The 26542-nt window shown below is 45.3% G+C and carries 26 protein-coding genes; 3 read left to right on the top strand and 23 right to left on the bottom strand.

Annotated elements, in window-relative coordinates; all coding sequences use genetic code 11:
- Positions 1-4: 4 nt before the first annotated feature.
- Positions 5-5833: an RHS repeat-associated core domain-containing protein gene (locus tag ABIA61_RS13005; protein ID WP_404580822.1), complete on the bottom strand. Its 5829-nt coding sequence runs from the start codon at positions 5831-5833 to the stop codon at positions 5-7.
- A gap of 97 nt (positions 5834-5930) precedes the next feature.
- Positions 5931-7940 (bottom strand): fibronectin type III domain-containing protein, encoded by a 2010-nt coding sequence (locus tag ABIA61_RS13000; RefSeq protein WP_404519969.1) that lies wholly within the window; start codon positions 7938-7940, stop codon positions 5931-5933.
- 358 nt (positions 7941-8298) lie between these two features.
- On the opposite strand from ABIA61_RS13000, the gene ABIA61_RS12995 reads away from it, so the two are divergent.
- Complete coding sequence (locus ABIA61_RS12995) at positions 8299-9057, top strand: DUF2087 domain-containing protein (protein ID WP_283655192.1); 759 nt, start codon at positions 8299-8301, stop codon at positions 9055-9057.
- A 33-nt stretch (positions 9058-9090) separates the two neighbouring features.
- Positions 9091-9432 carry a GIY-YIG nuclease family protein gene (locus tag ABIA61_RS12990; RefSeq protein ID WP_283655191.1) on the top strand — a complete coding sequence of 114 codons (342 nt, stop codon included), beginning with the start codon at positions 9091-9093 and terminating at the stop codon, positions 9430-9432.
- Positions 9433-9437: 5 nt separating this feature from the next.
- Here ABIA61_RS12990 and ABIA61_RS12985 read toward each other — a convergent pair whose 3' ends face one another.
- The 13 genes from ABIA61_RS12985 to ABIA61_RS12925 form a co-directional block, all read right to left on the bottom strand.
- On the bottom strand, positions 9438-9995 hold the full coding sequence (locus tag ABIA61_RS12985) for a GNAT family N-acetyltransferase (RefSeq protein ID WP_283656224.1): 558 nt from the start codon (positions 9993-9995) through the stop codon (positions 9438-9440).
- Positions 9996-10025: 30 nt separating this feature from the next.
- Positions 10026-10583, bottom strand: a complete 558-nt coding sequence (locus ABIA61_RS12980; RefSeq protein ID WP_283655190.1) for a hypothetical protein — start codon at positions 10581-10583, stop codon at positions 10026-10028.
- 277 nt (positions 10584-10860) lie between these two features.
- A complete protein-coding gene (locus ABIA61_RS12975; RefSeq protein ID WP_404520071.1) occupies positions 10861-10977 on the bottom strand; it encodes a TetR family transcriptional regulator in 117 nt (38 codons plus the stop codon).
- 32 nt (positions 10978-11009) lie between these two features.
- Positions 11010-11426, bottom strand: a complete 417-nt coding sequence (locus ABIA61_RS12970; protein ID WP_283655189.1) for an HD domain-containing protein — start codon at positions 11424-11426, stop codon at positions 11010-11012.
- Positions 11427-11474: 48 nt separating this feature from the next.
- Entirely contained in the window at positions 11475-12419 is a 945-nt protein-coding gene (locus tag ABIA61_RS12965; RefSeq protein WP_283655188.1) for a class I SAM-dependent methyltransferase, read from the bottom strand.
- A 56-nt stretch (positions 12420-12475) separates the two neighbouring features.
- Positions 12476-12622, bottom strand: coding sequence for a hypothetical protein (locus ABIA61_RS12960; protein ID WP_283655187.1), 147 nt, complete (start codon positions 12620-12622; stop codon positions 12476-12478).
- Positions 12623-12739: 117 nt separating this feature from the next.
- Complete coding sequence (locus tag ABIA61_RS12955) at positions 12740-13951, bottom strand: rhamnogalacturonan acetylesterase (RefSeq protein WP_404580853.1); 1212 nt, start codon at positions 13949-13951, stop codon at positions 12740-12742.
- 60 nt (positions 13952-14011) lie between these two features.
- The gene (locus ABIA61_RS12950) at positions 14012-14509 is read right to left on the bottom strand and encodes a ribosomal maturation YjgA family protein (protein ID WP_404580821.1); all 498 of its coding nucleotides are present in this window, start codon (positions 14507-14509) and stop codon (positions 14012-14014) included.
- Positions 14510-14752: 243 nt separating this feature from the next.
- Positions 14753-15346, bottom strand: coding sequence for a GNAT family N-acetyltransferase (locus ABIA61_RS12945; protein WP_404519965.1), 594 nt, complete (start codon positions 15344-15346; stop codon positions 14753-14755).
- The gene (locus tag ABIA61_RS12940) at positions 15343-16056 is read right to left on the bottom strand and encodes an HAD family hydrolase (protein ID WP_283655185.1); all 714 of its coding nucleotides are present in this window, start codon (positions 16054-16056) and stop codon (positions 15343-15345) included. The genes ABIA61_RS12945 and ABIA61_RS12940 overlap by 4 nt, the downstream gene beginning before the upstream one ends.
- Positions 16057-16080: 24 nt before the next feature.
- Positions 16081-16260 (bottom strand): hypothetical protein, encoded by a 180-nt coding sequence (locus ABIA61_RS12935; RefSeq protein ID WP_283655184.1) that lies wholly within the window; start codon positions 16258-16260, stop codon positions 16081-16083.
- A 400-nt stretch (positions 16261-16660) separates the two neighbouring features.
- Entirely contained in the window at positions 16661-17746 is a 1086-nt protein-coding gene (locus ABIA61_RS12930; protein ID WP_404519963.1) for a saccharopine dehydrogenase family protein, read from the bottom strand.
- On the bottom strand, positions 17733-18518 hold the full coding sequence (locus ABIA61_RS12925) for a class I SAM-dependent methyltransferase (protein ID WP_404520067.1): 786 nt from the start codon (positions 18516-18518) through the stop codon (positions 17733-17735). The genes ABIA61_RS12930 and ABIA61_RS12925 overlap by 14 nt, the downstream gene beginning before the upstream one ends.
- A 333-nt stretch (positions 18519-18851) precedes the next feature.
- Between ABIA61_RS12925 and ABIA61_RS12920 the strand changes: the two genes are divergently transcribed.
- Complete coding sequence (locus ABIA61_RS12920) at positions 18852-19964, top strand: LuxR C-terminal-related transcriptional regulator (RefSeq protein WP_404519961.1); 1113 nt, start codon at positions 18852-18854, stop codon at positions 19962-19964.
- A 101-nt stretch (positions 19965-20065) separates the two neighbouring features.
- Here ABIA61_RS12920 and ABIA61_RS12915 read toward each other — a convergent pair whose 3' ends face one another.
- The 8 genes from ABIA61_RS12915 to ABIA61_RS12880 all read right to left on the bottom strand — a co-directional run bounded on the left by ABIA61_RS12915 (position 20066) and on the right by ABIA61_RS12880 (position 26530).
- Positions 20066-20245, bottom strand: coding sequence for a hypothetical protein (locus ABIA61_RS12915; protein ID WP_014280513.1), 180 nt, complete (start codon positions 20243-20245; stop codon positions 20066-20068).
- 76 nt (positions 20246-20321) lie between these two features.
- Entirely contained in the window at positions 20322-21374 is a 1053-nt protein-coding gene (locus tag ABIA61_RS12910) for an NAD(+)/NADH kinase (RefSeq protein WP_404580820.1), read from the bottom strand.
- The gene (locus tag ABIA61_RS12905; protein ID WP_283655180.1) at positions 21371-22432 is read right to left on the bottom strand and encodes an SPFH domain-containing protein; all 1062 of its coding nucleotides are present in this window, start codon (positions 22430-22432) and stop codon (positions 21371-21373) included. The genes ABIA61_RS12910 and ABIA61_RS12905 overlap by 4 nt, the downstream gene beginning before the upstream one ends.
- 168 nt (positions 22433-22600) lie before the next feature.
- On the bottom strand, positions 22601-23266 hold the full coding sequence (locus tag ABIA61_RS12900; RefSeq protein WP_283655179.1) for an HD domain-containing protein: 666 nt from the start codon (positions 23264-23266) through the stop codon (positions 22601-22603).
- Between the two features lie 383 nt (positions 23267-23649).
- Positions 23650-24684 (bottom strand): NAD(P)/FAD-dependent oxidoreductase, encoded by a 1035-nt coding sequence (locus ABIA61_RS12895; protein ID WP_283655178.1) that lies wholly within the window; start codon positions 24682-24684, stop codon positions 23650-23652.
- A gap of 155 nt (positions 24685-24839) precedes the next feature.
- Positions 24840-25343, bottom strand: coding sequence for a DinB family protein (locus ABIA61_RS12890; protein ID WP_283655177.1), 504 nt, complete (start codon positions 25341-25343; stop codon positions 24840-24842).
- 16 nt (positions 25344-25359) lie between these two features.
- Positions 25360-25809 carry a hypothetical protein gene (locus tag ABIA61_RS12885; protein WP_283655176.1) on the bottom strand — a complete coding sequence of 150 codons (450 nt, stop codon included), beginning with the start codon at positions 25807-25809 and terminating at the stop codon, positions 25360-25362.
- Positions 25810-26008: 199 nt separating this feature from the next.
- Positions 26009-26530, bottom strand: a complete 522-nt coding sequence (locus ABIA61_RS12880) for a GNAT family N-acetyltransferase (protein ID WP_283655175.1) — start codon at positions 26528-26530, stop codon at positions 26009-26011.
- Between the last annotated feature and the right edge of the window lie 12 nt (positions 26531-26542).

Here is a 26542-nt window from a genome sequence, read left to right as displayed (position 1 = left end):
CTCCTTACAGAATAATTGGCACACGCATCCGTGGAACAGGGAGAAATCCTCCTCCTCCTCCATGTGACGAGCTACCACTCGGACCTGGCATACCATTAGGCAATGGAACACCTTCAGGGTAATAATCAGCAGAAAAGAAGTCTTTGATTTTATCCCAAACCGTTCTTGTAACTGGAACTCGTTCATCCAAATTTTTGTCCCTACGATTTCTCTCACCATAATATATCATCCCCTGATCATTTGGATAAGTATAGTAGGTGATTTCCTTTTTTGAATTATATGGACTTGGGATAGAAAGCCCATTCGGATTCCATTTATTACCTATATAAGCAAAGCTTCTTTTTCCTTTGAAACCATTCACATTAATACCATCAATATAATTTTGCAATTGTTTTCTACCCGATGCGTGCAATGCTAGACTCTTTTCCTTACTCCAAGATACTGGCTTTAATTCACAAACTTCATAAGCATTCTCTCCTGTTTTCAAGATAAAATCAGCATACCCGATCTTCCCATTAGTTAATCTAATAGTCTGTTCTGTATACGCTACTTGTTTTCCTGTTACATAGTTAACAAATTTAAATATGAACTGTAAGGATCTATGTGCATAAATACCATAGGCTGTATCTCCAAATTGTGGAAGATGGCCTGTTGGATCGCCATATTTAAGTGGGTTATTTAACACATACGTATACAAATTCAAACTCAGAGAACTATCGATATCTCCTTCATACGTATCCTCATTGATAAATCTTCCACTATCAGGATCATACCATCTGGCGCGCAGGTATTGTAATTCCGTTGTATCATCCCACAATTCACCAGAGTAACGGAATGGATTGTGGACTTTTTCCTCCTTGACCTCTTCATTACCCCAAATATCATATTGATATTGATTCAGCAAGGCTCCGGAGGAATCCCTGATTTCGATAATATCTCCATGACCATTGTAGACGGGATAGGCTTCCGTTAGATCTGCATATGCTATGGCCTCTAATTTTAGACCTCGAATATAATTGGCTTTTAAAACAGGTTTCCCATTTTCAATCGTAGCTTCTGCTATGATTTGGGCACTGTTTCCATCGTAGTAGTATCGGGTTTGAACGCCATCCTGTATACGGTCTGTCAGTAATCCATCCCCGTTGTATCGGTACTCTACGCTCTTTCCGTCGATCTTGACTTGAGTCAATCGGTTCTGATCGTCGAAGCTATTCTCCCTCGGCTTCGTATGAGGCTCTCTCTCTGTTTCCATCGTAAGACGGTTACCTCTGGCATCATACGAATATGCATCCTGATTTTCGCTCGAAGTCGTAATCCGATTCAGCTTATCGTACGTAAAGGCATCCTCTACACCATTTTGAGTACGTTTGGTGATATTTTTACCAGGATCGTAGCTATATTGAAAGCTATTGGTCTCCGAATCGGATCGGGTGTGCTTCAATTCAACTAACTGAATCCCGTTATATTGGTTTTGCTGGCGATAACCATTTGCAGATACCGTTGAGTCCAGCAATCCATTTTTGGTGTAGGCATATTCTGAAACGGGCTTATCTTTTGTGCTGCCTACGGTCTTCAATCTGTTCAATTGATCATACGTGTAGTTTACTTGCTCGCCAAATGGCCCAGTCATTTCGGTTCGATTCCCATTGGAATCATACTGATTGGAAAGCTTTAGGCCGTCCGGGTAAGACAAGGTGTCTAATTGCTCCGTATACGGATCATACGCATAGGAGGTTGTGCCCGTTCGATCTGTCATGCTCAGCCGCTTGCCCGTAGCATCGTATACGTAGCTGACCGTTTCATCCTTACCTACACGCGACTTCAACCGATTACGGCTATCGTATTCAAAAGAAGTGACATTCCCGTTACGGTCTATTTTCTTGGATAAATTCCCGTTGGTATCAAAATAGCTCTTTTCTATCTGGCCCTTCTCATCTTTGGTTTGAATCACTCTACCCAATTCATCATACGACTTCACCTTGGCCTGACCATCCGGATACGTGATCCGAGTGAGATTACCCAGCATATCGTAAGTGTACTTCGTCGTTTCGCCGTTTGGCTCCGTCACAGCTGTCTGATCGCCCAAGGCATTATATGAAAATTGGGTCTCGTTTCCATTCGCATCGGTTTGACTCAAAATCTGATCGTTTACAGCATCATACTCCACTTTGGAAGTTAATTTTTGATTACCATCCATTGCTGATTTTTCTTCGTTTTGTACTAATCGGTTCCATTTGTCGTAGGTTTGAATTTGTTCATTCAACTCACCGTCTCGTTGCGTTACTTGACGAAGAGCATCATTATATCCTACTACAGCTTCTGAACCGTCCGCATAGGCTGTTGATGTAGTACGGCCCCAAGCGTCATAACTATAGCGCGTAAGATGTCCAAGCGCATCTTCACTGGATACTAATCTGCCGTTGGGATCATAAGCTGATTTGGACTTAATCACATAATCGTTACCTTCATACAGCCCTGACTCGATATTCCAGCCTAAAGCATTGTAACGTGTTTTTGCTCGTATCCCCAGCTCATTCGTCACCGTTACGATGTTCTCAAGATCATCATAGGCTACACGGATACTTTTACCGTCCGGATAGGTTACAGCCTTTACGCGATCAATAGCATCATATTGGTACTCTGTTTTTTGACCTTTTCCATCCAGCGAGGAAGTGATTAAACCAGTTAACTTATCATAATCCGACTGAATGGTAACTGTAGATTTTTCTCCATCTATATTCGTAACCTCTACACTTTGTTTCGTTGGAAAAGCATGATCGTCATCACTGCTATACTCCGTCGTTGTCGTCACGGATTTGTTACCATTTGCAATAGTTTGAACGGTTGTATTTCCGTAAGCATCTATACCTGAATAATTTACTTTTTGTAGTAATTCACCCCCGGGATGATCCTTGGAAACCATAACCTGCGTTACTTTCCCTTGCGGGTTTCGAGTGTACTCTGTAACTCCAGTGCTTTTGGAGTCAATCGGTTCAGTAACCGTTTTAATCCGATGCTTGTCGTCATACGTATACGCCGTTTGTGAACCCTTCTCATCCACTGAGCTTGTCACATTACCGTAATCATCATATTCAGCAGTCGTTGTCAAAACGTCTCCATTTTGATTATTGCTGGACGAGGTACGGGTAGGAACAGGTACGGTATAAGCTTTGCCTGTCACCTGCTTGCCGTACTGATACGCTGTGTTCTTTTCAGAATCTCCTGCTTTAACTACTGACTGATCCAGGTAATACTGCGGTGGCGTGTCTGCACTAATAAACTTTTTATTATAATTGAAGGTTGAACGAGTTAATCCATTGTCTGTGATGGTAGAGAACGAAGTATCTTTCACATAGCTCTCACCCATATCAGAATTGTAATGAATGGTTTCCTGATTATAGTTTTCGGTTTTATTGTTTTGATAAGTGATTTGATCTACACGTGAAACCGCTCTATATGCCTCGTTTACTGAGTTGGAGCCAATATAGCGTTTTACTGGCTGGTCCTCGTAAGTATACAGAGTAGAGGCTCCTGTAGGATGAAATACTTTGGTTAATAAAGCGTACGGGTTAGATATTTGTCTTTCCGGATGCGAAGCACTCAAATTAAACTTGGCCGGTGCTAATGTATATGAATATGTGGTTTTTCTACCTTCGGCATCTGTCACGGAATCCAGTAATTCAACGCCTTGTTCTGTATGTTTACGATAGACAACAGTGCGGTTTCCTTTAGACAGAGTGACGTCTGTAGCCGTATATTGAATATCAATCGAGTTACCGATTGCATCTTCTACTTTGCTAAGCAGCTTGCGTTTATACGTAGCATTGAGTTCATAATTAAACTTAATGGCATTATGATAGGCATCTTCAATTTGCAGCAACTGACCGTCTTTGGAGAAATATTGTTTTTTCGCTCCATCAACAGAAGTTAATACAGAAGCTGAGTTCTCCCCACTAACCGTTACTGAAGTATCGGGTGTGAAAGTCAGGCCTTTCCAGTCGTAACCTTTAAGCTGATCTCCCTCAATTTCATAGCTGCCGCCATCCCCCAAGTGCATGTACTGCTTGCCCTCTTTGGTTTCTACATAAGGTAGATTCCAGGACCACCCCTTGCCAAGAGGATTCAGTTGATCTTCAAGCGCAGGATAAGTTCGGTTTTGAAAAATAAATGAAGGTTGATAGGCTACAATTTCAGCAAAAATGGTAGCATCCGCATCTGCTGCAATATAGTATTTATTCCCATCGTCACCCTGAAATACAGTCGGAGGACTACTGTTAATTAAGTCTCTATAGTGTTCTGCCTCAGAAATGGTTTCAAACGGGATTGTCTGTCGGCGAACAGCCGTTTCGAGCCCCTCTGAAACAATCGTTTCAATTTGCGGTGATCCTTCCATAGTAAAGGCTGTTCTTGTCCTTCCACCTTTGCCATTACTTGTCCACTCGCTATAACCAATATCGCTTGTATAACCGGGCTTCGTAACGGTTCCGCTATAATCTTGTCTCCATTCTCGGGTATCGGCAGTTCCCTGATTGAAAACTGTTCCTGAATAAAACGCTGATCCTGACTCGGTACACATTACTCTACCAGGAGAGTACATGGGACATCTTGGATAAACCAGCATAGATGATAAAGATAAATCCCCTACATATGAATCCCTGTCGTAATGCATTTTAGAGTCCCCACATACCGGGCTACCTGGAAAATATCGCGAAGCGTTACCCGCACTATCATAATAGTACGAATTCATGACACTACATTGTTCCCAGAATATATTTTTAGAACTTGGACCCGTATATGATCCCTTGATGACTCTGGCTTGTCCATCTTTGCTTAAAGTTCCTGTAAATCCATCTTTACTATACTTTATTGAGTCTGGGAAGGCCTTCTCCCACTTTCCAGTTTCAGAGTCCTTTTCTACTCTTGATTCCGAGGGTATAGTATAGGTTATTTTTTGTCTCGCTGCTTTGCTAGCAGCTTCATAAGTCGTGTATGTGCCTATAACTTTGGTTTCAGGCTGGAGATTATAGGTATTAACATCAACATTCCCATCACCGTCTGTATCCTCTTGTACCCATCTTTTTTGCTGATAGGCTACCTTGTACGACTTGGTAACAGGTATCATCATCGCCTTAAAGTAGACATAATAGTTCTGCACAGCAGCACTGTTGTCAATGATTTCAGCGCCTTTGTCGAAAAATTGAGCCCGATTCGTATCATATTGACGCGTCAAAGAAAAGCCCAGTCCGTTTCGTCCAGGCAGTGTTAAATCTGTATTTTGCAGCGATAGGCTGCCTGATAAAGTGGATATAGATTCTTTATCGTCGCCAACAGAATAAGGAGCTTCATTAAAAGAAGCTTTATTGTATACTGGTGCTTCTTCTCTAATGGGTGGAAGCTGCGGTACATTCGCCACGAGACTCTGTTTCAGGAAATCTGTCTTATATACATCTTCAGTGACTTTGTTCGTAGAAGCAAGGTCATCTGTTGGATAAACATCATCTGTAACATTATGAGAGATCAAGTTATCTAGTGGAGCATCCGATAGCTTATTGTATACGTCACTTGTGACGGTTTGTGATTGGTTCTCTTCTATAGGAAATAACGAAGCTGCTGCTTGTTCATAGCTAATATGATCTTGTTCAGCCGAATATAACGCCGTATAAATCTGGTTTAAAGAATAACCTTTTCTTAATTGTTCTGACAAAAAAGATGACGTGACTCCAAATCTGGCAGCCATTTGATCCGCCGAGTATTGCGAATTGTCATTCCCCGCACCGAATACATTTGGAGGAACAAGTCCGCTAATTGTACCGAAAATAAATGTGATAATCATGATTATTGCTATATGACGTCTTGTTGTTCTAAATCGCAAGTTCTTCTCTCCATTCCCGACTTTAAATTTGGTTACATATCATTTATTTAGAAATTGCTCACTTTATAATCTGTATCAGGTTACCATTGGAGTCATATTGATATTGGAAAACAACTTGGCCATCCTGTTCAATATGTTCAAGCCTTCCATTAACGTCATAAATGTATTTATACTTTCTGGATAAGCCGCTTTTAACACTATTGCTAAATTCCGAATAGTTACCAGCCGCATCCTTGGCTTTTACTGCGAACATATATATTTTCTGAGGTTCTAATTGGTCTACTTGAAAGGTTAATTCCTTGGTATTGCCTATCATCTGACCATTACGATAAACATCATAGCTAACGACTCCAACATCATCGGTAGATGCTTCCCACGTTAAAATAATACGGTCCGGTGTAGGTCTGGAACCTGCCAGCTTCTTCGGTTTGGAAGGGCTTGTTATATCCTTAGGTAAATCATCAATAGCCGGTATACGATCCAATCGATCGTTAAGCTGTTGCTTGTCCGCATCATTGAGATGCACAAGCAAAGCACGGGCTATATTAATCTCAGTTTGTAAATTTGAAGTTTCTGCTTTTACAACTGCTTGTGTAGCTGTGGTCAATTGCTCAGTATAGGCAGCTTTTGCATCAATATTTTTCTGTATGGCTACTACCCTTTCAACAAGCTTGCCCTTGTCTGGATCACGCAGCTTGTTTATTAGTTCTACAGCTGCTGTTACATCGACTTGTAATTTAGAAGTCTCAGCTTGTACTACCGCTGCTGTAGTTTTGGCCAGTTGTTGTACATATTTGGTATCTAGAACTTTTACAACGAAGCTCTGGGATACAGACTTGCCTAACGGATCTGTAGCAGTTATCGTTATCGTCGATTCTCCCGAGCTTTGCGGTTGCAAATTTAGTATCGAGGTATTCCCTTTTGAATCCTTAACCAATTGATGTGTGACAACAGATGAATTTGAATTCGCACCGGAATACCGAAGCTGCTGCTGGTCAGGATCTGTAAAGTATTCGGATAAATCTTTAACTGAAATTCCCTCATCCATTTCAATCGTGGTTGCTGGAATGGTTTTAATAGCTACGGGGCCTCTGTTTATCAAATTTATGACAGAATCTGCAATCTGAGAAACATTTCCAGCGCTATCTTTTGCCCGTGCTTGTATGCGCATCCCGTACTCATTGACATCGATTGGTGAATTGTACACCTTCCATTCGCCTTGATTGATACGATATTCCCTTGATACTGCATCAGAAGGGTAGTTCATTGTAACTCTGATATTGTTGGCTATTTCACCCGCAGGGCTATGACTGAATGATGGCGGCGCAGGCGGTGCTTTATCAATGTTATTGACTACTAATGAATTCACAGCGCTTATATTCCCATATTTATCTGTACAACGAGCAAAAATAGTAGTGTTTTCAGACACTTGAAATGGGTTACTGTATGGAGTCCACGTACCGTTCACACCGATTTTATACTCGCTTTTAGAATTAGCAGGTACACCATCCAATTGGATAGGGACATTTTGATTCGTTATCCCTGTCATATTGGTACTCATACGTGGGCTGGCTGGAGTGGTTAAAACAATTCCTGAGTATGTAAAATTCCCCGAGGATTTAGCTCCATTATTCTCATTAATGTAAAAGTAATTGACAGTAATAGCGTTATTAGAAGATGCAGAAGCACTGTAAAATTTAACCGATAATGCAGCCCCAAGATCTTTGGAATAAACGACTACATTGTTGCGAATAAAATTGATATAAGGAGAACTCGCCTGCACATGTACAATCGAACCGTCTGACAAGGTTACTGCTTCATGTGTAGATGATGGCTCTGTCGTCGGTGTTTGACTGTCTTCTGGTATCCCTATTGATCCGCCCCTGTCTGGTCGTGGATAAATATTTATGGGTATTCCACCTGTAAACGCTGCTGACACTACTGCCTGAGGAAGCACAGTTGTGCTCCATGGAGATAAAAAAACAAATAAGCCAAGTATAGTTAAAACGAGTGACTTAGCTTTCTTTCCCTTTTCCTTCATCCCCAATTCGGAAAAATTATATTTCATTTTTAAAATCCATCTCCTCAAAATTAGTAACAATACGTTGTTAAAAGAATATTAAAATTAATATTCTTTCCTATACCCTCTCATATTCCTCCCTCTTCAAAAGGATATATTTGTATTTCATATGATAACAATGTCGCATTTAATTTGTATATAGCGAATAATGTCGAAATAAAGAAAATTAGAGAAATATTTTTAAATTACCATTAAAAATACTTAAAATAATAAATATCTTTTTTAAACATAATTCCATTTGAATGACCAGTATAATTAACCCCTTCACTTCATCCATTGATTTTATATAAACAAAATGTTATATTGTCTATAAAATAATCAACATTTAATCGAGGTGTTTGTAAAAATGGATCATTCCGAGCTATTCTGGAATGCTGGAATCGAGGAACTGAAGCGTGGATATATCCGTCAAGGGGAGCAGGTGATTTGTCTGCTGGACGGACAGCACTACGAGCAAGGAATCATATATCAGGATCAAGGGGTATTTTATGACGCAGAGCGGTATATGCGTCTTCATATTGAGCGGACGTACAGTTCGGTCTTTGACTATTTGATCGGCCTGGACAAAAAGCTGACCGGACTGACGGATCATCAGAATCGATTACTCCAGTTGTTTTATCAAGGCATGGGCGATGCGGATATTCAAAAGGAAACCGGAATCGGCAGCGCATCCACCATCCGCAATCATCGCTTTGGCCTCAAAGAAAAGGAACGGCAGGCCAAGGTATTTCTGACCTTGATGGAGCTGCTAAAAGAAAAAGACCGCCACGCTCCCGCTATCGTCGAAGTGCCTGTACGGGCACGGATGGTGGATGAACGCTACAACATTACCGAAGACGAAAGGCAAAAGGTACTGGCAAAGTATTTTCCAGATGGTACACAGGGTCGCCTGAAAACCTTCAAAATGCAGGAAAAGCATAAGTTGATTGTGCTGCGTGAAATTGCGGGACGTTTTGAGGAAGGACGGACGTATCATGAGAAGGATATTAATGCCATTTTACAGGAAGTGTATGACGATTATGTCACGGTGCGAAGATATATGATTGAATATAGTCTGTTGGATCGCAAGCCGGATGGCAGTGAATATTGGTTGAAGGAATCTTGAAGCACGATATTTGTAAAATAAGGAGGACTCAAAATGAATCGAAGAAAAGAACTGGTGCAGCAGTATATGGAGATCAAGACAGAAGCCGGAATCTACTGCATTCGCAATACACACAACGGGAAAATTTTTGTTGCTGGCACACCTAATTTAAAATCATTGAACGGTCGTCGGTTTGAGTTACAAATGGGCACTTGTCAGAACCAACAATTGCAACAGGAATGGAATGAGTATGGCGAAGATGCGTTTGAGTTTGAGGTGCTGGAACTTTTGAAGAAAAAAGATTCGGAATTCTTCGATGTCAAAGATGCGCTGTCCAAGCTGGAGCAGACCTGGCTTGATCGGCTCCAGCCTTACGGAGAAAAAGGATATTTGTAAAATTACTAATCCGCACGATATTCTTCTCGAAGGATAGCAAAAATAACAGCATCGACAAACTGACCTTTTTCATAAAAATAGTCTCTCAAGTGACCCTCTTGGGTAAAACCACTTTTGAGCAATAACCGTCTGGAGCCTTCGTTATCTGGATCAATGAAGGCTTCAATACGGTGAACCTGCGGCAAATGAAATCCATAATGAATCACTGCCTTCATCGCTTCTGCCATCAGGCCCTGTCGCCAGTATTCGGGTGCCAGCTCATAGCCGATTTCAATACGAGAGTGCTTCTTGTGCCAGTTATGAAATCCAATAGTACCAACTACACGTTCAGGAGCTTCTCTTAACGTAATCCCCCAACGAAAGCCCTCTTGCTTTTCATATTTGGATCGCATGGAACGAATAAAATGTTCTGCTTGCTTTACCTCTGTAAAGCTTTCCAGATCATAATATTTCGTAACCTCATCTTTGGAGAAATAGGCGAACACATCCTCCGCGTCTCCCAACGTAAGCTGTCTTAAATGCAAGCGGCTGGTTTCCAGCACCGGAAACATTTCCTTTGTCATCATCTATCTCCTTCCTCATATATGAAGATACTATTTCATCAGCCACCAGCCGATTCCGACCATCACCCCATTGATTAAAAATAATAAAATACATGCCTTCCACTTATTTATTCCACTTGTTTGAAAAAATCCAGTCACTGTACTACGGCACATAAACACCGTAAACAGCAAATTCCAAACAATACGCATACCATACTTTACGTAGTATAGGGCAGGACTTAGATGTACGCCCCCCAACATTGGAGGTACATCCGGAATAAACAGGATCGCACACGCATAACGCATCGTTTCATATGTAAAATAAAATACAGCAAGCCACCAGGCCCACTTCTTACCAAATAACATGCCGACACCGGCAGTTGCCCCTGACAAACCGAGCAAAGCGATGAATCCTTGAAACATCCCCCTGCAAATTCCCACCAACGTAGAAGCCTCATTCAACGCATTAAGCGTCAACAGCTGTGTCACCAGCAGAAGAGCTCCATTAAAAATCAGTAAAATGGCTGCAATACTTACACCTAAAGGCCGCTCAAAAACTACATTCGTTACATAGTCTTTTACTTCTTTTTTCGTATACAAATCCGACACTTCTTCTACTCTCCTAACCCAATCATATACATCCATTTTCGGACGGGTACAATAACAGTGTGTGTTTTCGCCTCATTCAGATATATCGGCTTTTAGGAAAATATGGTTTAGATCGTTAACAGAATCCCAAATAGAGTAATATCTATCCTTATACTACCATTCCAAGATGAACTCTGACAAATAAAAGGACTAAAGTCCGGCCTTTCTCCGTGATAAATCTTCAATCATACATACCTGGGTTGCCAATCATTTGGGTGTGCCCAAATTTAAAATAATGTCATTCATGTATATTTCCGATTAAGCCCTTATATAGATGAAGCAACAGATGGCCTCGCCCAATCTGCGCCGCTTCTGCAATTTGCCGAATGGTGGTGGTGCTGTAGCCTTGGGAAATGAATAATTCAGTTACTTTTCTTTAAAATGGGTTCAATCCAAAAGCTCTTGCAGCGCCTGCTTATACTTTTCTATTCGTGCTGCATCCTTCTCCGTGGGATGAGGGATGCGATCCAGATTCATATTTTCCTGAATATCCGCTATTTTCACTGCTCTGGACAATGGATTGTTTTTGGCTCGGCGTATAAAATCGCTGTACTCCTCTCCCTTGTTCCGAGTGAGTCCTTCCACCGCTTCAATGATGTGTTTGCCAAAGCCCGCTTCTTTCAGTTGATCCGCTATGACCCCTGTATCCTCCAGCACATCATGCAGCACGGCAACTATTTTTTCATCCATATGCTCTACTCGGTTCATGACCTGAAGGGGGTGGAAAATATAAGGCTGACCGCCCTTGTCCGTCTGTCCCTGGTGAGCCTGTGCCGCAATTGCAATCGCTGTTTCTATGTTCATTGTGCGCCCCTCCATGCTCTGCTTTTTACCTTTGAACACCCTTAGCCATTATGAACGTAATCGTGTTATTTTCGTGGCTTCATAACCTTTAGATGACTGGATATGCTCTACTCGATAACCAGCTTGGATATCCAAAAGATCTTCCATAAAAGGAAGGCACGGACTGTAAATAAAGCTTCCTCCCGGCCGGATTGCCCTAAGCAATTCCATATATTTGTGGGCGTATTCGTGAATATTGCCGTCCGATTTCAAATGATGATGTATAAAATGGTTGGAGAACGCCATATGAGAGATAATCGTTCCCCATGTGCCTTCCTTGAAGGTTGTCTCCAGCCAATCTCCCTGAGTAACACCTGTTCCCTTTTCAGCCAACCGATCTGTTCCATAAGCCTCAATCCCAAGGGAACGCAAATAGCCGACTAGCCGTGCCTCTGATCCGCAGCCTACATCGAGAACAGGCTCCTGCAAACGAGCAATGTCCAATCCTAGCAGCTTTGCCTGCAATTCAGGCGTATATTCCTCACAAGGTATCCAAAAGGTGTACTCACTCTCTGCATACTTGGCAAACATCGTCCGTCCGTTGGTACGAATTAGAAAATCTCTTAAATGCCCGTAATGCTGTTGCAGCAGTAAATTTAGTATGCTCTCATTCATAGCCTGGTTTTGGAACAGCTTTTGAATCCGGGTGAAAAGTCGATCATACAATTGTGTAAGCTCATTAAGATGATCTGATTGAAAATGAATATACTGATTGACGCTCACAAACTGGTGCAGTGTTTTTGCCGCGACGCCCGTGACAAAAGCGGTATACTCATGCTGACGCTTCAAGCTTTGGAGCATGAGGAGCAGTTCCGGGCTTCTCTGTGTCAGCCAATACGTCATTTCCGGTGAAGGACCCATCAGGGCGTTCCCCTCATGCATATAAAACAAACTCCGATGCTGATTATAGAGTATTTGACCGTCAATGAGTCTGTTCAACTGGGCAACCGACATTAGCGTTTCCTCCCGTGGCTCAAGTTAAATGAAGCTTTTATTTTGCCAATGAATGCTCAAACTGCTCGCACCACTTGATGATATCCTCTACTCTCGCCAAGGACGTAAGCCAATGCTGCGGAATCTCCCCAAGCCCATAATAAATTCCCGCCAAGCGCGTCCCCGATGCACAGACCCAACATACCGTCCTTTATTTTACTCACGCCTGGCCTCTCCTTCTTTTGCCCGGAACGTTAAGGCCCTACCCAAGCCGGAACAGAGCCATCTTCGGGTAGGGCCAGCTTGTTTTCTAAGTATACCATGCGTATGGAAATAGCGTTTTATGGTGAATTATTCGTCCGTACATAAGAGGATAAAGGGATATTCAGCTCGCGGATCCCCTGGGCTACCAGACGGGCTATTTGCTCCGCACCATACTCCTGAAAATGCGTATCGTCCTGCACTCCATCAGGGAACGCAGGATACACTCCCGGCTCCAAATGTAAAAATAACGGAAGCGTTCCTTCCGGACCAAGCGTATTATAGTACGCCACACTTAACCGACTTAGATCGACCAGCGCAACGCCTGTCTCCGATGCCGTTTCCTTCATGGCCTGCACGTATTCCGGAAAACTGATCCGATAGGAAGCACTTGCGGCATCATAATCCCTGCGGCCAACAGGGGTTACCAGCACAGGTGTAGCCCCGCGTTGTGTCGCTCCTTGAATGTAGGTTTTCAAATAGACTTTGTAATCCGCTGGGGAAACATAACGCTCTTGGTTGTTGATTGCCGCATCATTATGACCAAACTGGATGAGCAAATAATCACCCGGTCGGATGGTCCGCAAAATATCGTCCAGTCTTCCTTGTACAAGGAAAGTCTTCGTGCTTCGTCCACCAATAGAACGGTTCACAAAAGTCGTCTCGTCTGTGAAGAACGGCGCAATCTTCTGTCCCCAACCAGCCTGAGGCTTCATAGAGGCTTTATAGGTTTGGACCGTGGAATCCCCTGCAAGATATACGGAAGGATGCTCACTTTGCGTTCGAGTCTCTTTTGGCGTAATAACCAGCGCGTTAATCTTCGGATCATTTCCCGAGAAATACAATTCCAGCTGACCATCGATGAGCGCAAGCTCAAATGTGGCCTCGACAAATTGTCCCGCTGTTTTGGCGGCAGGCTCCACCTTGACGATGGACTCGGCCTTTACCGTAATATCTGTACTTCCGGCTGTATCCCCTGCGATCAGGGAAAGCGTATAATCCGCAGGCGGCAGATTGACGACAAAGGATGATCCCTGAACACGAATGAAATCCGAACGAATAGCGTCATTTCCACCACGATCCTCTTCTTTCACCTTGGAAAGATCGGTAAATCCATAGCCTCGTTCAGGCGTGTATGCATCCTTGGCGGTGACCTGAGTGTAGCCCTCAGCTATGCTTCCCGGGCCAAAGTCAAAACGAAGAGGCCCCGCAAGCTGTTTATCAGCCAATGCCTGCCCCGGAACAAGTATGGTCGCAAACAACAAGCTGAACCCTGCGCATAATCCGATCATTTTACCCAACAACCTGTGACGCTTTCCCTTTTGTCTCAAGCGCAACCCTCACTTTTCAGGTTATTTGAATGACTCGTCATCGTCTATATGTGTAGTGCGTGTTGTGATACCCGCCAGCCTTTGGCAGCCTTGGTCCAACGCCCAGGATACCGCAATACCCACCGTGTACCGAATCAGATCGGCGGTCAGGAACCCTTTTCCCAACACCAGCCCGCCCAATGTCGTCGCACGGATACTGTTAATCCAGGGAGCCTGGTACATCTGACTGAACTCAATGGCGAAACAAAACAGCAAACTGCCCCACAGCGCCACAGACAACCGACGATCCACCCACAACATCCTCAGCCCAAAGTAAATCATGCACGCCCACAAGGCATCCCCAAAATGATTGGCAACGAATTCAGGCAACCAGGAGGAAAAGGTCCTGCTTCCCAAGCCCAACAGGATAGCGACCAGCACCGCAGCCAGATACACAGCTCGGGCCTTCCAGCGGGATTTCACACCTGTGTTCCGATTCGTCTTCCTGTCGACGTCGACGCTTTTACGAGTTCTTCCCATGCTAAATCACCTGACCTAACGTTGGAAAAGCTTCGCCAAGCTGCTGGGATCTCGTCGAGTATCCCCTTAGGTTAGCGCTTGCAAGAGTGCTGATATTCCTGCTGATGTCATATTGTATGCACACTAGCCTGTCTGTATTTTTCATGATCCAATTCATCATAAGGAGGCCTCCGAAATATCGTACAAACGTAGCTTTCTTGCGCTTTTGGCTCATAATATTGTATCCCCGTTCCACTTCTGATGCTAAAATTCAATGCCGCGCACCTTGGCAAAAATCATTTGGCTGGCCAGTGTGCCTTCTTCATCATACTCGACATTCCGCAAAATACCCTCCAGCGTAAAACCTGCCCGTTCTGCTACCTTGGCGCTGCGTGTATTTCTGGAATCACAACGAATCTCGAGCCGATTCGCCTCCAAATGCTGTATGGCAAAATCCGTGATACCGTGTACTGCCTCTGTTATCATGCCTTTTCCTGTGCAAGACGTTCTGAGCCAGTACCCGATTTCAAACTTGCGTGCAGCCCAGTCGATCCGGTGCAAGCCACTGCTGGCTACAAAAGCTCCCGATACCGTCTCAAATACGTACAACATCATGTCAGACCGGTCCAGAAATTGAAGTCTGGCTTGGCGTGAACGGATTTCAGATTCCTCTGGCGTAGGAAGATTTCTTGCAAAAGGCAACCAGGGACGCAATTCTTCCACACTCTCCCGTATGGCTTCATTGACCATCGCCCCATCACCCCACTGTGGAGCGCGAAGCGTCAACCGTTCTGTCTGGAATTGCTCCGGAAACGATAATAAAATGGGGCTGGTCTGATCCGTCTGCACCTTACTCATGATGCTCCCTCCTCCATTTTCCCCGAATAGCTGGCATGATCCAGCCAACCAATAATTTCGCGCAAACTGCCAATCCTGTAATTCGGCACAATGCCCGTTTCCTGCCACGGCATAAATCCCTCCAGCCAGATCGTATGCAAGCCTGCACTTTGGGCACCACGAATATCATTCGTCGGATGATCGCCTACATACCAGACGTTGCCTGGGTCTGTAATCTCCAGCTCATTTAACGCCAACTCGAATATGCGAGGATTAGGCTTCTCCACGCGGACGCCTCCCGAGACGATAATGGAATCAAAATAATCCTTCAGCATCACACGGTTGATCTTTGCTTGTTGTGTGCGGAGTGAGCCATTGGTGATGATACCAAGCTTCAAACCCCGCGACCGCAGCTCGGACAGCACTTCCTTGGCTCCATCCATCAGTACCGTAAACTTATGAAATTCACCATACCAAAAGCCCAGCATTTCCTGTACCGTCGTATCCGGATTTTTCAGTTCCAACTCTGCATGCAGCTCCGTATACAGCTCCCTTTTGTCACGGTATCCATCCTGATCCGCCAGGCGTATGTGCTCGACTATTGCTGCCCTGCTCGCCGGATCTTCCGCCACAATGAAGCGTTCCACAAAACGCTCCGTATATGCCGCAAACGCCTGTTTACGATGAATCAGCGTATTATCCAGATCAAAAATGATCGCTTCTATGGACATCACGAACTCCCTTCTTCCGGTTCGTTATACCGATGAGTTGGAAACAAATTGAACAACTCCGATCACCAAAAGCAAGAAAAATACAGACAAGAAAATGATAAGCATCGTTTTCAGTATTCTTCCGGAAGTCGACCTTCGTTCCAGATTTTCCTCGATCTGGGCCAGTCTGTCCTTGATGTCTTCCAAATCCTGTTCCACCTTCACTTCATTCTCCCCTTTCTTCGTTTTAACTTACTGCTTTCGACCTCAGCAATCTCCTGTATGGATAGACTCGAGGTCATGTTAACTCACCTCCATTTACTGGCAGGAACTGTTTGTATCATCGTGTTCCATCTAAAACTACCAACATGACTCAATTCTTTTCAAAAATGAGCATTTTGCAACAATCCCAAGAGCGATTTCAAATCAGCAATATAGATCGAAACGGTTTAATTCGTCTATCTATTGTACTTTCGAGCGTTGGGAATCGAATGATGCAAAATGCTGAAATATGTACTTCGTACTAGTGTAATCTAACAGGAAAAGAAATCCAAGACCCATCCGCAATGAGTTGCCGAATAAGCTTGGATTACATAAGTCCCTCTTGTGTCAGAAAATATGACTTCTATACCTGCTGTCCGTTCACCTGAATATCCACGGCTACCTGCTGCCCCAGCCATTCCCGCATACGATTCCACGAAAAACACTGCTCCATGTGAAATACACCATGAGGAAGCTCAGAACGGTATAGCGCCAGCGCTGCAAAGACTGCTGCCTTGGCGGTTAAATCGGATTGATGATGTCCCCTTAGTTGGCATTCGACTTTCGTTTCCTTGCCATGGAGGGTTCCTCGCGCGTCTACCTGGACCGCCACCGCATTCCCTCCCAGATGCAGCTTGCTAAAGCTGCGAACCATTGCGTTACGCACGGATTTCTGTCGGAGTAAACCCGATATCCCTGTTGTCCGAAGCCCTGCCAGAAGCCGGGTAGTTAACCGGGAATCGAAGCAAAGACGTGTGCTGACCGTAGGAATTCCGAGCGTACGTGGAAGTGTATGCTGATCGGAAAATGGGAAACGATACGCGCGGTGACGCCCCACTCCTGCGCCGAAGTCTGCCACTCGCCCGTCGCTAAAGCTTTTTCGAATCACCGGGCGACCCTGTTCCATAACCTCTAAATCGGTATGAATCTGGTCCACTGTCCATTCAATAGCAGCCTGACCATGTTCGTCTCCCAAGCCCAGCATCAGAGAAATGTTCAACTCATCCGTCTGATCCATAAGCTGCGTTGCTTGTAACGCCAACAGATTCGTCAGCCCCGGAGCCAATCCCACACTTAGCAGGGCAGTGGCCTGATAAGCACGTGCCTCCTGATGACACCGCTCCACCTGACTCAAGAAAGCTGCATTCGCGGTAATATCCATATAATGCACCCCATGCTGAAGGCAGGCACGTACCAAGTCTGTGTTTTCCTGATCCAGACACATGATAACGATCTTGGCCTGCTTTAAAATCGACGAGGCTATCGGCTCATGGATATTAAGCTGTAAAGGCAGTACCTTACCACCCGATTGCTTGCTAAATTCAGTGGCACGTTCCATGCTACGCCCTGCGGCAAACACCTTGCCGGGAAACATTTCACTTAGTTCCGTGCATAAAATTTTTCCAACATGACCGTATCCGCCAATGATGATAATGCTATCCTTTGTCATGAGTAGCTTCTCCCCCTTTAACTGCAAACCACCCATTCACTAAAAAAGCGCCAAAATACCGGGTGATATGGGTAAAGCCTGCATCTACCAACATTCCCTGTATTGCCGTATTGGACACCGGGTCTGACTCACGGCCAATGGAGGCAGCGAATCGCTCCCAATCCTCCAGGGGAATGCCCTGATCCAGCATATGACTTTTCCACGCCTGCATTTGAATGGAAAAGGCAGACTCCTGTGGATTTCCATTGATGGAGGCCAGGCAAAAAGGCGCGCCGGGTTTGAGACGAGCAGATATCTGTTGCAGCAATGCCCGTTTGCTCTCCAGGCTGTGAAGAAAATGAAGCACCAGCAGGCAGGTGGCAGCATCATAAATCGGCTCAGCGTGTGATGCTTCGGTCTGTTTTCCAGACTGCTCCTTAGGCTGTTCTTGGAATAGTTCTCCGGGCAGCTCTTCCAACGTGCCTGTGACAAATGATATTTTTGACCTTATGCCCGCTTGCGCCACACGCTGACGCGCCAAATCCAGCATGCGTTCAGATGGATCAACTGCCGCAAAAGACCATGCCGCATGTTGTCCTCCGAGTGTAATCAGCTCCTGACCGCCGCCAGCCCCGATAATCAGTACATTCGGATCCGTCGCCTCCGTGCGGATCTGAGCCTCAAGCTGTGCGGTTATCAAGCGGCACGTCATCTCATACAGATGAGCATATCCCGGTATTTTTAAAGCAATCGTGTCCGGGTACTTGCTTACATTCGGATCGTTCCAGCTCATAGGCTGGTTAGGAATTTTATGTTCAGCGCTTGTATGACGGCTGTTGCCTGTGTGATGAGCGTCCTTAGGATCGTTTGACTTACTACTGCTATATTCCATATATAGTTCCCTCCAAAATCGAACAGCTGGAAAAAGATGCGACAGGCCTTACATCTAGCCTTGATCTTCCCCTAGCATTCGTATATTGTTGATTTAATTGAGGATTTTGCAAAATCCCGAATTAAGAATCATTCTCAATTATAACGACTGTACGTATATTCACCATCCCATAGATGTGGGATTTACTTCGATACAATGTTGCGAAACTCCAGCTTTTCACGATGGGAGCAATGTATGAGCGCACAATATACACAATTTTCACAGCTAAAAGATGCTCGACAGCAAATCATTCGACTGGGAGAAAAAGCCCCTTCATCGCAAGCTTACAAACATACGCTAATCGACCGCTTACGTACTCAGGTTCCGTTCGATGCGGCGTGTTGTACATCAATAGATCCGCATTCGCTGCTTTCCACAGGGGCATTCACCGAATCAGGCGTGGATGGCATTCATTACAAGCTGTTAGAGTACGAATATCTGCGCAATGATGTGATGAAATACGACCAGTTGGTGCGGGAGGGGCAATCCATAGCGACCCTAAACGGAGCTACGGGAGGTCATCCGAATCGGAGCGCACGTTACAGGGATGTTTTGCAGCCTGCCGGATTCGGGGATGAATTACGTGTTCCGTTAATGTACAAAGGAACCTGCTGGGGATTTCTCACGTTGTTTCGCCTTCATACGGAGCCGGTATTTAGTGAGGAAGAGCAGCAGCTTCTTGAAGCCTTAGCACCGTCTATAGCCTACCATTTGCGTCAGGCCAGTGTGGGCTTATCTCCAGACTCCGCTATAATTATGGAAAATGATATGGAGCCAGGGGTTCTGGTGCTTTCTGGCAAGCTGGAGCCGATTTCCTCCAATCCAACGGCAGACCAGTGGCTTAAGTTGCTTCGGCAGCAGGAAGGCATCGACGAAAATAACCTTCCCGCACCCGTTCGGGCGGTATGCTTTCGCGCACTATCCACAGCCCTTCCGGGAGCTTTCACTACTTCCGCTTCACCAGCCAAACTATGTATACCCGCCGCAGACGCAGGAACCCGGTGGGTAACACTCAGGGCCACCCTTCTTCAAAGCGGGCAAAGTAAAGATGAAAAACAGCTTGCCGTATGGTTTGAGCCTGCTAAAGCAACTGAAATGCTGCCGCTCATGGCCGAGATGTTTGCATGGTCCGAGCGGGAAAGACAGCTTGTCCGGCTCATTGTTCAAGGCTTTTCGACCCGAGAGCTGGCAAGCGCACTTCATATCTCAGCCTACACAGTGCAGGATCATCTGAAAGCGATTTTCTTGAAAACAGGTGTAAGCAGCCGCCGTGAGCTGGTATGGAAGGTATATTCCAGATTCAACTAATTTCAACCCGCCTATTCCACCATAATACATGCCAAAGAGACAGATGACCCGATTAAGGATCATCTGTCTCTGCATGTTTGCTCTATTTGGACGCAAGAGTCTTATTGCTTCGAAGAGGTTTTCGTATCATCGTAGGACACAGGTGAAGGCTTCGCAATCCATTCGTCAGCCTCCGGCTCGATATCCACGCCGTTTTCCAGCTTGTTTTTCTCCATCAAGGAATCTCCGTCCTCGTTCTTCTTGTTGCGGATTTTCGCTTCGTCTTGAGTGTGGTCGCTCATGTTGATTCCTCCTTTTTGACTTCATCTGATTGATGTACCTTACTCAACATTCCCCATTGCCGTCCTGTGCAAACCTCTACACGACCAGATGCCCTTTTTTCTCCGCCGGACCAATGGTCGCCTCTATCCCGGCATTAAACTCCAGAAAGTCGCTTTCTACTCCATCGCTGAAAATGACTCCATGTTCCGGCATCTGCGAAGCAATCCGCAGCGGTTTTTCAGCTTCCACCTGACCAAATACAAGATCCGCAGCAGTCGTCCGACTGGGAAATGGTTCTCTCACCGTAAAATATAGCGATGGCGAACTCCATGTTGCGCGGTTGTCATGACTATAGTCATCGTCACTGCCATGGTCGCGCCCGTTGCTTCTCCGGCCTCGTTGCTGTCCTTCTGCTGCTGCTTCTTGATGGAAGACGGCGCCCGTCACCAGATGATCTGGAGTCAGCGAAATCGGGCGCTGCGTAGCGCTGCCGACAATCCCTGCCGCCCCGGCAAGCACGCTGGTCAACCAGCCTGTCGCGCCCAGCCCCGTTGAAACGATAATGCCGCTGGAGGATTGCTGCTCTACCTGATCCTCCAGCCTCAGCTCATATCTCGCAGAAACATGGGTTTTGCGCCCGATGAACAAATCGTTCACAGCGTACAACGACTGACCGTCATTTAGCTGTGCCTTAGCCAGCGTAACCTCCTTGATCGGACGTCTGTGTACGAACACATCTGGCACAACCCAGCGCAAATCCGATACTGTAAATGGCAGCAATACTCCGTCCCAGCGCAATGGATCTGGATTCACACCGATCAACGGCTGCTCGGTCAAGTATTTTAACGTGTTGGCCACCAGCCCATCCTGACCCAGCACCACCACCGTATCCTGCTCACCAAAAATAAAGTTGGGCACATGCTCCCGCTCCACAATCTGAACCCTCCCCAAGGTCGTCAGTTCCGATGCTGCCGTTGCCACCGCTCTGCGGTAATTTTCATCCTCCAGCACATAATCACTGAAATCCGCACCTAGCCGTTCTATAAAAAACTGGGCCTGCTGCACCGTGTTATACCGGATAATCAGTTCCTCCAGACGTGTTTTTCGCTTCACCAAAATGATCCTGTGCTCTGTCATCCGGGTACTCATCGTGCTCTTCCTCCGGATCCTCTCGTTCCTTCCGATCCGCCTGTTCCCTTAGCGGACATCAGACCTTGCAACAAATCCGGTGTAATGTTTAGCTGACCGATTTTCCCTGCATTTTCTGCAAGCTCCTGGAATGCAATGGCGATCAGCTTATCCGGGCTCATATCCATGTTCGCCATAGCCTGAAGCACGTTCGGCTCGACATCCTGCAACGATTTCATGACTGCCGTCAGTTCATAAGCCTTGGCATCGGCTTCCGCCTTTTTATTCATTACGGTCAACTCAATCAGCTCACGCTTTTTCTCCTCCAAAGCCGTGTCAAAAAGCATTTGCTCCTCCTTCATCTCGCTTTGCTTCTGCTTCACTGAACGTTCGGCATCGAGCTGGGTTTCGCGGATTTGCTTCTTTTTCGTCTCCACTGCAATTTCGGTGTTCAGCTCATTCTCCTTCACACGCCGCTCCTGCTCAATGGAAGCATTCCGACGCTCATACAGGGCGTGATCCGCATTGCGAAGAATTTCCTCCCTTGCCTGCGCCTCCAGCGCTCTCATCGTTTCTTTATTCGGTAAAATCGCCAAAATCGACAGTCCCATCACCTCAATACCGAGCTTTTCGATTTCCGCGTGTTGAGCGATATCCTTCGCCATGCTTTGGGCCAAACGTTCACTGGATTGAACAGCCTCTTTGAGCGGAACACGCTCCAGATATTTTTTGGTCAGCACCTTTGCAATGTTAATCACCCGTTGGGCCAGCTTGCCCGGGTCATCCGAAATGTAGCGATTTGCTTTCAAGTCATACGTATAATTCAAAATCTGCGTCGATCTCCGATAATCCACAATCCGATAAGTCAGTTGCCCCTGCACCGTCACCGCCTGAAAATCGTGGGTCATTTCCTCAAATATGAACGGCACATCAATAGAGGAAACAGGAGCGACGACGACCGAGGTTGTTGGAGCGTAATAATAAAAGGATAATCCCACACCTTCCCGAACTACTTTCCCGTTCTTCACCTTCATCACATACTCACTGGGCTGAAATTTCACAAAATTAAATCCGAACATAGCCGCTTCCTCGCCTTCCTTATAGTTTTTATTATTTTGTTATTATCAATTTGTTATTAACAATAAAATAGCATACATTTTCAATAATATCAATATGACATTTATATATAAAAAAAGCTGCTTCCCCTCCGATACACTCGGTTAGAGGTAACAGCCTTATTGAAATCCTTATTTATCATCCACATTCCACTCTCTATAAAACTGCTCCAAAAACATCTCCATCCATTGATGCCGGACAGCCGCCAGTTCTTTAGCGTAAGCTGTATTCATTAAATCCTTGAGCTTTAACAACTTTTCGTAAAAATGGTATATGGCACTTTTTCCCGCAGCACGATAATCATACTGTGAAAAATCCTTTTCGGGGTGATGCATCATGCTGCCTTTGGAGCCTGCATACATAAAAGTCCTCGCGATGCCAATCGCTCCAAGTGCATCCAACCGATCTGCATCCTGCACAACCTGACCTTCCAGCGTATCCATAGGTGGATTTTGTCCACCATTATAGGACATCGTACCGATAATGGTCATCACATGCGTAATCACGCCCGGATCGCTTACATGCAGACGCAGCCAGTGCTCCACTTTGTCGAGTCCCGCTTGTTTGGAGTCGTTTAATTTTTCATCCGCTACATCATGCAGCAGCGCTGCCAGTTCACAAATAAACGTATCTGCGCCTTCTTTGGCAGCAATTTCGAGGGAGAGCTTTCTCACCCGGTCAATGTGCCACCAATCGTGACCGCTGTGGTCATGCTCCAACTGCTGCTGTACAAAAGGTTCTGCCTGTTGAATAATATCTGCCAAAATAGCTTCCTGTTGCTCCGTTCGTTTCTCCATAAGTCACCTTCTGCTCCACCCTTGTATTCCAAGGCGAGTTATTTTAATTTCTAACGCTTGTTCATTTACCTAATCATTTGCTTACTGCGGATCATAGAAAGCGCCTTACGGGCTGCCAGCTTTAATCGCCCGGTTGCTAGCTCATACCCATATGTCCCAAAAGGGTACACCGCTCCTTATCTTTCTACTCAAAATCTGCTATATAAGGCCGAAAAGGACAGGCTATCTCTATTTTATTCTATATGGTGTATGGCATCCAACCTTTGTGATGGAGTTAGTGACCGTACAAAAAAGAACTACCAATTCCACATCAACAGTGGTCTCGGAAGTTCTTTTGCGTTTTGCCTATCCTATCTCTATCCTATCAGACTTATTTACGTATCTTACTCCACGACACCAAGCTCGCGGTTTTTTTCCTTGAAACGGCTGTTGTGGGAAGATACATAGGCCACTTTATCTGCTGCGGGATCAATGTACAGCTTGGCGCTATTCAGCGCAAGGGCAGCATCCGTAAACGTACCCGCAATCAGATACAGCTTGCTTCCGTACTCGACAAAATCGCCTGCGCCGAAAACCCCTGGCAGATTCGTTTCCAGCTTCTCACTCACTCTGGCATGCCACTCACCCATATCCAGTCCCCAATCCCGAAGCGGGCCAAAATCCGATTTCAGACCATGGTTCACAATGATTGCATCGACGTTCAATACTTGTGTTTCACCCGTCTCTACATGACTGATCGTCACCTGTTCAATCGTCTCGCCATTATTACTATGCAATTGGCTCACCGCGTAAGGTGTGAGGACATGAACAGAAGACGCCTTCATGCGAACTATATTTTTCTCGTGACCGCCAAAATGCTCTCGACGATGGACTACTGTCACACTTGCGGCAATAGATTCCAGCTCATTCGCCCAATCCACAGCCGAGTCGCCTCCTCCGGAAATCAGGACATGCTTGCCTCGGAACGGCTCCAATTCTTGCACAGTATAATGCAAGTTTGTAACCTCATAGCGGTCAGCTCCTTCAATCTCCAGCTTGGCCATTTTGAGAATGCCATAGCCTACTGCCAGCACCACCGTACGTGTCCAATGCTGTTCCCCTGTCGCAGAGGTCAATAGGAAGGTTCCATCCTCTTGCCGATCCAAACCTGTGATCTGCTGTCCCAGCACAATCGTAGGCTCGAACGTCCGCGCCTGCTGCTCTAGCTGATCAATCAGCTTTTCACATAATATCGGCGTGACACCTCCAACATCCCAAATCATCTTCTCCGGGTAAATGCGCATCCGTCCGCCCAGCTCATGCTTGGCTTCGATCAGCTTGGTCTTCATATCTCTCATTCCGCTGTAAAATGCGGTATACATACCGGCAGGACCACCGCCGATTATCGTTACATCATATAATTCCAAGGACTCTTTCACTCTGCAACTCTCCCTACCTTAGCGTGATATGTCTGCTCCTATTATAATTGATAATAATTATCAATATCAATTAAGAATTAAAAACATATCCGCTTCGGGAGTTTTTGTGACCTTGGAACTACATTTTTATACGGTATATATGGCTGTTGTTTCTCTCATTTTTCTGAGGTATTCAGGAATTGCTGCACTATAGCACGTAACGCCTTCTCATTAAGTCCTGTCTGTACAAATTGAAAACGGTAATTTGCCAGTCTCTGTGCGCGGTCTATGATCTGCCCCAGATGATAAGCCGTATGCTCCACCACATGGTAAACATTGTACATATCTATCGCGCCTGTGTTGTCCAATGCTGCGCAGAAGGATGAAAAAGCCTCTTCCACCTCAACCATAAGCTGCACCTTGTCTTGTAGCGAAGGTGTGAAGCTATCCTCCATCCCTTGCTTATATGTAATCGTCGGATCTATGAGCTTAGCTGCGTTTCTACGCACATGCACCATGATATGATTGATAATACCACCTATACTGTTCGTTTCCCCTTCACCAACCTGCCACAGCACCTGTTCGTCCAAAACCTCGACGCAGGCCCGCAGCTTTACCAAGTATTGATCGTTCATTCTGTGCTTGGAGATGATTTTAAACTCATGTATGGAAGAATCCATATTATTCCTGCTCCTCTCATATGAATTTTTCAAAAAATGACTTCCCATCTATAATCCAATACCGCTCAGACGGAGACACCTCGTTCAAAAAGTTTTGATATTCCCCATTCCATCCCGCTGGAACATAATGCTCAAACGATGCTGGCTCTGGAAACAGCGAATAGAGAATTTTCTGGTCAAAATCAACATACAGCGCAGGGCAGAACTCTAACACCTCATCCTTATGCTCAATGGCATCAGCCAGCATACTGAGCAGTAAGGTTAGTTCATCAGCAGCTACTCTATATTCACAGATATGCCCCAAAAATGCTCCTGCCGTTGTTTCATCCAAAATGGGAATACCAAACCGTTCCTCCATTTCTGTATTCAGAAACCAATACTCTCTTTCGGTCACATACCAGTTCCATTGTCCTTCAAAAATGACACCCACAATGATGTTTTGCGCATATTCAGGCTGTAATTTCATAAGCTTTTCGCGCTACCCTCCTTCTTACTTTCTTGTTGTATACCACGACTTCGCAAAATCTTTATTTGGGATACTCGGTTCCGTTTAATGCCAATATAACAGATTCCAACGGCAGAATCGGACGTTATAGCAAGGTGTCTCCGAATAACCGTGGAGAATTCAGACCCATGTATGAGCAAGCGTATATGCGAAAATCCACTTACAGTTCTATCCAAAATCGATTCATACGATTTCCATCTTCATCAACGTAATCCTGATCCGGTGTTCCTCCGTTGCCAAGGATTGTTTTTTTGGAGGCGATATTATCGGAGTCGCATACGACCAAAGCTCTGGAAATCCCCAGCTCTTTTGCTTTTTCCAGTGCCAACGCAAGCATAGTAACAGCGTAGCTATTCCCCCGTGCGGAAGGACGGATACCGTAGCCGATATGCCCTCCGGTATTTAACAGCTTTTCGTTAAGCTCATGCCTGATGTTTACCACTCCGACGACCTGCTCAATTGCAGTCACAAGCCAATACGTTGAGGTTTTGACCCAGCCTTCCGACAGACCAATTCCATTTTCCTGATTGCTCAAAAACGTCAGCATACCTTCAAAATCATACGGTTCTGTAGAAATTACCCACGGTACCATAAGCTCCTGACTCTGTTTCCATTCCTCATAAAAAGAAAGATAAGCTTCCTTCCATACACTTTCCGGCTTTACCAAGCTCACTGTTTGCACGCCTATCACTTC

It is taken from the genome of Paenibacillus sp. RC21 (assembly GCF_044907935.1).
Lineage (GTDB): Bacteria > Bacillota > Bacilli > Paenibacillales > Paenibacillaceae > Paenibacillus > Paenibacillus terrae_A.
Note: the sequence above shows the minus strand (reverse complement) of the source record. Positions and strands in the feature narration are given on the sequence as shown.